The sequence below is a fragment of the Kitasatospora sp. NPDC057512 genome (assembly GCF_042802135.1).
In the GTDB taxonomy this organism is placed as follows: Bacteria; Actinomycetota; Actinomycetes; order Streptomycetales; family Streptomycetaceae; genus Kitasatospora.
Map to the genome: position 1 here is coordinate 1 of NZ_JBHVET010000481.1, position 6,801 is coordinate 6,801.

8 protein-coding genes are annotated in these 6,801 nt (G+C 72.5%); 5 read left to right on the plus strand and 3 right to left on the minus strand.

Annotated features, from left to right (window positions below):
* Positions 1 to 388: 388 nt before the first annotated feature.
* The 3 genes from ACFU6K_RS26850 to ACFU6K_RS26860 form a co-directional block, all read right to left on the minus strand.
* Positions 389 to 1,657: an MFS transporter gene (locus ACFU6K_RS26850; RefSeq protein WP_380667168.1), complete on the minus strand. Its 1,269-nt coding sequence runs from the start codon at positions 1,655 to 1,657 to the stop codon at positions 389 to 391.
* A 211-nt stretch (positions 1,658 to 1,868) separates the two neighbouring features.
* The gene (locus ACFU6K_RS26855) at positions 1,869 to 2,036 is read right to left on the minus strand and encodes a hypothetical protein (RefSeq protein ID WP_380667170.1); all 168 of its coding nucleotides are present in this window, start codon (positions 2,034 to 2,036) and stop codon (positions 1,869 to 1,871) included.
* A 166-nt stretch (positions 2,037 to 2,202) separates the two neighbouring features.
* A complete protein-coding gene (locus ACFU6K_RS26860; protein WP_380667172.1) occupies positions 2,203 to 2,661 on the minus strand; it encodes a PaaI family thioesterase in 459 nt (152 codons plus the stop codon).
* 397 nt (positions 2,662 to 3,058) lie between these two features.
* Between ACFU6K_RS26860 and ACFU6K_RS26865 the strand changes: the two genes are divergently transcribed.
* The 5 genes from ACFU6K_RS26865 to ACFU6K_RS26885 form a co-directional block, all read left to right on the plus strand.
* The gene (locus tag ACFU6K_RS26865) at positions 3,059 to 3,778 is read left to right on the plus strand and encodes a Phenylacetic acid catabolic protein (protein WP_380667174.1); all 720 of its coding nucleotides are present in this window, start codon (positions 3,059 to 3,061) and stop codon (positions 3,776 to 3,778) included.
* 48 nt (positions 3,779 to 3,826) lie between these two features.
* Complete coding sequence (locus ACFU6K_RS26870) at positions 3,827 to 4,945, plus strand: radical SAM protein (RefSeq protein WP_380667176.1); 1,119 nt, start codon at positions 3,827 to 3,829, stop codon at positions 4,943 to 4,945.
* 105 nt (positions 4,946 to 5,050) lie between these two features.
* On the plus strand, positions 5,051 to 5,305 hold the full coding sequence (locus ACFU6K_RS26875) for an acyl carrier protein (protein WP_049652425.1): 255 nt from the start codon (positions 5,051 to 5,053) through the stop codon (positions 5,303 to 5,305).
* A complete protein-coding gene (locus tag ACFU6K_RS26880) occupies positions 5,302 to 6,552 on the plus strand; it encodes a beta-ketoacyl-[acyl-carrier-protein] synthase family protein (RefSeq protein WP_380667178.1) in 1,251 nt (416 codons plus the stop codon). Before ACFU6K_RS26875 ends, ACFU6K_RS26880 begins: the two co-directional genes overlap by 4 nt.
* A partial coding sequence (locus tag ACFU6K_RS26885; protein ID WP_380667180.1) for an SDR family oxidoreductase occupies positions 6,552 to 6,801 on the plus strand: 250 nt, incomplete at its 3' end. The genes ACFU6K_RS26880 and ACFU6K_RS26885, both read left to right, overlap by 1 nt.

The following is a 6,801-nucleotide window of genomic DNA, read 5'->3' on the forward strand; positions in this document are numbered from 1 at the left end:
ACCAGGTAGGCCAGCAGGCCGGGGCGGCCGTTCGCGTGCTCGGTGGGCAGCAGTGCGCAGTCGGCGATCTCGGGGCGCAGCAGCAGCCGGGCTTCCAGGGTGCGTAGCCGGCCGTGGTCGGGACCGGTGGGGCTCATGACGTTCGGCACCTTTCGGATCGGTGCCGGGGCGCGGGTGTGGGCCGCCCCGGGTGAGGGAGGGGGAGCGGAGGTGGGTGGCGCGTACGGCGCGGGGGCGCCGGGGGTGCGGAGGTGTGCGGGTCCGCGGTGGTGGGTCGAGGTGGTGTGCGGGTGCGCGGGTCCGCGGTGGTGGGTCGAGGTGGTGTGCGGGTGCGCGGGTGCGCGGTGGTGAGTCGAGGTGGTGTGCGGTGCGCGGGTGCGCCGTGTGCTCAGCGGCGGTGGCGGCGGGTGCGGGCGACCATCACCAGGAAGGCGAGCGCCAGCACGATCGGGACGGCGTGCGAGACGCCGACCACGGTGAGCGGGCTGAGCACGGCGAGCAGTGAGCCGCTCAGCAGCATCCCGGTACCCATGCCGACGTTCTCGGCGGAGGTGAGGATGCCGAAGGCCTCGCCGCGCCGCTCGTCGGCGAGGGCCTGGATCCGGGTGGTGTAGGAGATCTCGGTGAAGCCGTCGCCGAGGCCGGCGCCGATCGCGGCCAACAGGAAGAGCGGGGTGGGCAGGTCGGTGAAGACCAGGATGAAGCAGGCGGACATCAGACAGGTGCCCAGTGCGAAGCCGCGCTCGCCGGGCTCGATGCCCCGGCGCAGCATGAACCGGGAGACCAGCTGCTGGGCGCCGAGGTTGCCGATCGCCCAGGTGGCCCAGAAGGTGCCGAGCAGGGCGGCCGGGTTGTCGGGGGACGACTGGTTGGCGAAGACCGGCAGGCTGATGTTGTGGGCCGAGGAGCCGAAGGCGTCCAGCAGGCGGATCCCCGCCATGGCGCCCACCACCGGGGCGGCCCGCAGGACGACCAGGGCCTGCCACCGGGGGCGGCGCTTGCCGGCCGTCGGCGCGGGTTCCTCCGGCGGGGCCGCGGGCTCCTCCGCCTTCGCGGCCCTGGTGGGCAGCGGCAGCCGGACCACCAGCGCCCCGAACAGGACGAAGCTGGCCGCGTCGATGAGCAGCGCGGCCCGGAACCCGGCCCAGGCCACCACCACGCCCGCGGAGGCGAAGCCGAGCACCATCGCGGTGGAACGGCAGCTCGCCATCAGGCTGTTGGCGCGGGCGCGGCGCTCGGCGCCGACCATCTCGGGGATGCTGGTCCGCAGGGCGACGGCGGCCACCGCGGCGGCGCCGCCGAGGACGAGGGCGAGCGGGTAGAGGACGGGGATGCGCAGCGAGGCCGGGACGAGGGCGACGACGACCAGCGCCAGCGCCTGGGCCAGGGCACAGCCCGTCATCAGCCGCCGGCGGTCCAGCCGGGCCACCAGCCGTCCGGCGACCAGCCCGCCGGCGAGGCCGCCGGACAGCCGCAGGACGAGGTACCCGGCCGTGCCGAGCGCGTTCCCGGAGGCCTCGTAGGCGAACAGACTCAGCGCGACGAGGTCGAGCTGGCTGCCGTAGGTGTTCAGGGCATCGCCCGCGGCCAGCCGGTAGAAGGGCCGGGGCAGCTTGTTCGAGGCGAGTTGCGGTGCTTCCAGTGCGGTGTCCGGCACGGTATTCCCCCCGGGGACGCCGTAGGGCGGCTCAGTGTGACATTGCACCGCAACCTAGAGGTGACCGGGCCGTAGATCAATACCGAGATCGTCTCCTGTCCGAAAGATCGTGAACTCGGCCGACTTACTGTCACCTTTCACGCCACGCTGGCCAGTTGTTGGCGTACGGACGGGCGGGGGATGTGGATGGGGGGTGGGAACGGGCTGGGGATCAGCGGCGGCCGAACAGCCTGCCGAGCCAGCCCTTGCCCGTACGGCCCTGCTCGGCGCAGTCGCACCGGGCGGACTTCGGTATCCCGGCCAGGACCTGCTCCACGTGCATCCCGCACCCGGCGAAGCCCGGCTTCCCGCAGGTGCGGCAGGCGACTCGTCGGCACATGGTCGTTCTCCGTTCTCCGGGCTCCCAGGGGCGGAGCCGCCCTGCCAATATACCCCACCCCGTATTCGTGATGTCGGGTTCGTCCGGCCGCCGGGGCCGGCGCGGCGGCAGGACGAACCCGTGGTGCGACGAACCCGTGGTGCGGAGGGAGGAGGGGAGGGAGCCGTCAGACCGTCTCGGGGCGGGCCGGTGGGATCGCGTAGGTCAGCGTGGCGCTGGCCACCAGGACGTCGTCGGCGTCCAGCAGTTCGGCCAGCACCACGCACAGCCGGCGCCCGAACTTGGCCGTCCTGGCGTGCACGCGCAGCGCCCCGGGCCGCGGCCGGTTGAGGAAGCTGATCTGCAGCGAACTGGTCAGCGCCATCAGGGTGGGCCCGAGCCGGGAGTTGATCAGGAGGAACGCGGCCAGGTCGCACAGGCCGGCCTGCTCCGGGCCCGAGATCGTGCCGCCCGGGCGGGTGCGCAGCCGGTCGCCGTCCACGGCCATGGTGAGGGTCCGGCCGTCCACCCCGGTCACCCGGCAGGCGGCGTAGTCGGAGAACTGGCCGGTGATCAGGTCATTGAGCTGATCGGGGCCCAGGAGGACGTCGACGGTGGCGACCGCCGTGTTCGAGTCGGTGGTCATGGGGCTCAGCGTAACCGTCGGACCGGTGGTGCGCCCGGGGCGGTCCAGGACCGCTTCCGGCCAGCTTCGTTTGCCGTGGTCAACCGCCAAGATCCGTTGCGGGAATGATAATTGCGCATGTCCTGACGGTGTCGTGACGGCCGGAACAGGCCGCTCCGGTGCCGCCCGGTGGCCGAATCCGCTCGGCACGATTCGATAGGGACCTTGTTCGGCCCAAAATGCAGCACCTACGCTCCGAGGAAGTTCAGCGGAGCCGATGCGGAACTCCGCCGGCCGCTGGGGGGCGGCGTCTTTTCCTTGTGGTCGTCAGGGGCCTCGGTGGAAAACAGGCCCCCACCCGTTCATGCCCGACCATGTCCTGCTTCAGAGTCCTGCTTCAGAGACGGGGTGTTGTGCCATGGGTATTTCCATTCTGGACGACGAGGCGGTGGTGGTCCGCACTCCCGACGAGTTCCTGGCGATGCCGGAGGAGTACCGGGAGATCGCGATCCGCGGCATGGTGGTCAACACCGAGGGCGAGCTCTCCGGCGGCGACGACTACGTGCAGGTCTTCCTGCCGCTGGCCCCCGACGCGGAGGAGCGGCAGGTCTGCGCCGAGCGCGCCGCCGAGGAGTACGACCACTACAAGATCGGCAAGCGGGTCCTCGCGGAGGTCGGCGTGGACACCACCTACATGGAGAAGCAGACCCTGGCCGAGCGGAACCTGTTCCGCGCCCAGGAGTTCCACACCTGCACCACCTGGGCCGAGCGCGGGATCTTCTCCTACATCGGGGAGGAGACCGCGATGGTGATGATCTCCGAGTTCGCGCAGAGCAGCTACCGGCCCTGGGCGGACGCGGTGCGCACGATCATCCTCGACGAGAAGGTGCACATCGCCCACGGCGCCCGGGTGTGCCGCAACCTCGCCGCCACCGACGACGGCCGCGAGCAGCTCCAGCAGGCCCTGGACCGGCTGTGGCCGACCTTCATCCGGATCTTCGGCAGCCCGCGCTCCGAGCGCGCCAAGCTCGCCGTCCGCTTCGGCCTGCGGCAGACCACCAACGGCGAGGCCTGCGACCTGTGGCGGGAGAAGGTCACCCCGCGCATCAAGAACCTGGGTCTGCGCCTCCCGGAGTAGCGGGAACAGCAGCACGCCGATCCCGCGACCCCCGAGGAGCCCATCGCCATGGCAACACCCGTCACCATCGAACAGCGCCCGCTGAGCCGACGCGAGGCGAAGGCGCGCACCGCCGAACTCATCGCCGACCGGCCCGACCTGGCCGAACGCCTGCACCGGCTGCGCCGGTTGGGGCGCGAGGTCCGCTCCTGCGAGGTCCACCTCACCAACACCTGCAACATCCGCTGCAAGGGCTGCTGGTACTTCGAGGGCGGCTTCGACACGGCCGTCAAGGAGCTGTCCGACCTGGACCGCATCCGGGCCTTCGCCCGCAAGCTGGCCGACGACGGCGTCAACCAGGCCACCCTGATCGGCGGCGAGCCCACCCTCGTCCCGCGCCGGGTCGAGGCCTTCGTCGAACAGCTGCCGTACATCACCATCTCCACCAACGGCCTGCGCCCGATGCCCAAGCAGGGCTTCGAGAAGATCGCCATCGCGGTCAGCATCTTCGGCGGCGGCCCGCTCGACGACGACCTGCGCGCGATCCGGGTCAACGGCTCCAAGTTCACCGGCCTGTTCGACACCGCGCTCAAGCACTACCGGGACGACCAGCGGGTGCTGTTCATCTACGCGCTCTCCGAGGCCGGGGTCGAGCACATCGAGCCCACCGTGCGGAAGATCGCCGAGAACGGCAACATCGTCACCTTCAACTTCTACAGCGAGCACGGCACCGAGACCCCGCTGAAGATCGCCAACGAGCAGCGGGTGCTGGACGAGGCGCAGCGGGTCAAGGAGCTGTACCCGCAGGCGGTGGTGAGCCACCCGTACTTCATTCGGACCCTGGTCACCGGCCGGACGCACTGGGGCGGCCGGTTCGGCTACGACGTCTGCCCCAGCCTCAGCGTCGACGCCCCCGAGCACGAGGACCGCGTCGCCAACGGCAACCCGGTCATCCCCGGCTTCAACGTCTGGGGCGCCGACTACGAGTCGCTCCAGTTCTGCTGCACCTCCGGCGACTGCGGCGGCTGCCGGGACAGCCAGGCCGTCTACAGCTGGCTGGTGGTCAGCGCCAACCGCTTCCTGGACGACGCCGCCCGGCTGGAGCAGTGGCTGGACATCGCCGAGAGCTACTGGCAGCAGTGGCACTGGGCCCCGTACCACGCCACCAAGGCCGGTCCGGCGCTCTGAGCCCGCCCCCCTGCCCGCCGCCCGCACGGCACCGCCCGTACGTCCACGGCACCGCCCGTACGTCCCCCGCACCGCCACCGCCGCCCCGCGCGGACGAGGAGAGCCATGCCCGACACACTGGACCGCACCGCCATCGAGAACTTCGTCGTCGACGCCCTGGTCGACCTCGGCGTCGAACGCGAGGGCATCGTCGACGACGCCGCCCTGGACGAGCTGGAGATCGACTCGCTCGACATGGTCGAGCTCAGCCAGTCCATCCGCAAGCAACTGGGCATCCCGGTGAAGCCCAAGGACTTCGACCAGCTGTACACCGTCGGCGAGGTGCTCGACCTGTGCCGCCGGAAGGCCGGGCTGGAGTGAGGCCCCGGGCCGTCGTCACGGGCCTGGGCGCGGTGACCCCGCTGGGCGTGGGCGCCGACGAACTGCACCGGCGGGCGGTGGCCGGCGAGAGCGGGCTCGCCGACGGGCTCGGGCTGTGCCGGGACTTCCGGCCCGCCGACCACCTGTCGCGCCAGCAGATCCGCCGCACCGACCGCTTCACCCAGCTCGCGCTCGTCGCCGCCGCCGAGGCCCTGGCCCAGGCGGGATGGACGGACGGCCCGCCGCCCTACCCCGCCGAGCGGGTCGCCTGCGTGGTGGGCTGCGCGCTCGGCGGGACGTCGAGCTTCGAGAACCAGGCCGAGGTGCTCCGGGAGCAGGGCGCGGAGTTCGTCTCCCCGCTCATGGTGCCCGCCATGATGGCCAACGCCGCGGCCTCCCAGATCGCCCAGCGCCACGGCCTGCGGGGCGAGGCGCTCTGCCTGGCCTCGGCGTGCAGCAGCGCCACCCAGGCGATCGGCACCGCCCTGCTGCTGCTCGCCGCCGGAGCCGCCGACGCCGTCGTGGTCGGCGGCGCCGAGGCCTCCACCTCCGAGCTGGTGCGGGCCGCGTTCCGCACCGCCGGGGCGCTCTCCGAGAGCGGCCGCTCGGTGCCCTTCGACCGTGACCGGGACGGCCTGCTGATCGGGGAGGGCGCCGGAATCCTGGTCCTGGAGACCGAAGCCGGCGCCGCCGCCCGCGGCGCCACCGTGCTCGGCGAGGTGCTCGGCTACGGCTCCACCTGCGACGCCCACCACCTCACTGCCCCGGACCCGACCGGCGGGCCCGCGGCCCGCGCCGTCACCCTGGCGCTCGAAGCGGCCGGCGTCGCCCCCGGACAGCTCGGCTACCTCAACGCCCACGGCACCGGGACCGTCCTCAACGACGCCTCCGAGTGCGAGGCCCTGCGCCTGGCGCTCGGACCGGCCCTGGAAGCCGTCCCGCTCTCCTCCACCAAGTCCTGCACCGGCCACCTCTTCGGCGCCGCCGGCGCGGTGGAGGCCATCGCCACCCTGCAGGCGCTGCGCCACGCCACCGCCCCGCCCACCGTCGGGCTGCGCGAGCCGGACGGGAAGCTCGGCCCGCTGAACCTGATCCGCCACGCCACCCCGCTCGCCGCCCCCGCCCTGCCCGGCGGCCGGCGGGCCGGGCTCTCCACCTCCTTCGGGTTCGGCGGACACAACGCGGCCCTGGTGCTGGCGGCGGCCGACGCACCCGGTACGACCGGTACGACGAAAGGCCAGGAGTGATGCTCGGCTTCCACGGACGCCGCTATCTGATCACCGGGGTGCTCAACGAGGACTCCATCGCCTGGCACACCGCCAGGGCGCTCCAGGAGGCGGGCGCCGAGGTCCTGCTCACCGGCTTCGGCCGGGCCCGGCGGATCACCGAGCTGGCCGCGGACGTCCTGCCCCGCCCCGCCGAGGTGCTGGAACTGGACGTCACCCGGCCCGAGGACTTCGCCCGGCTGGCCAAGGAGCTGGAGCAGCGCTGGGGCG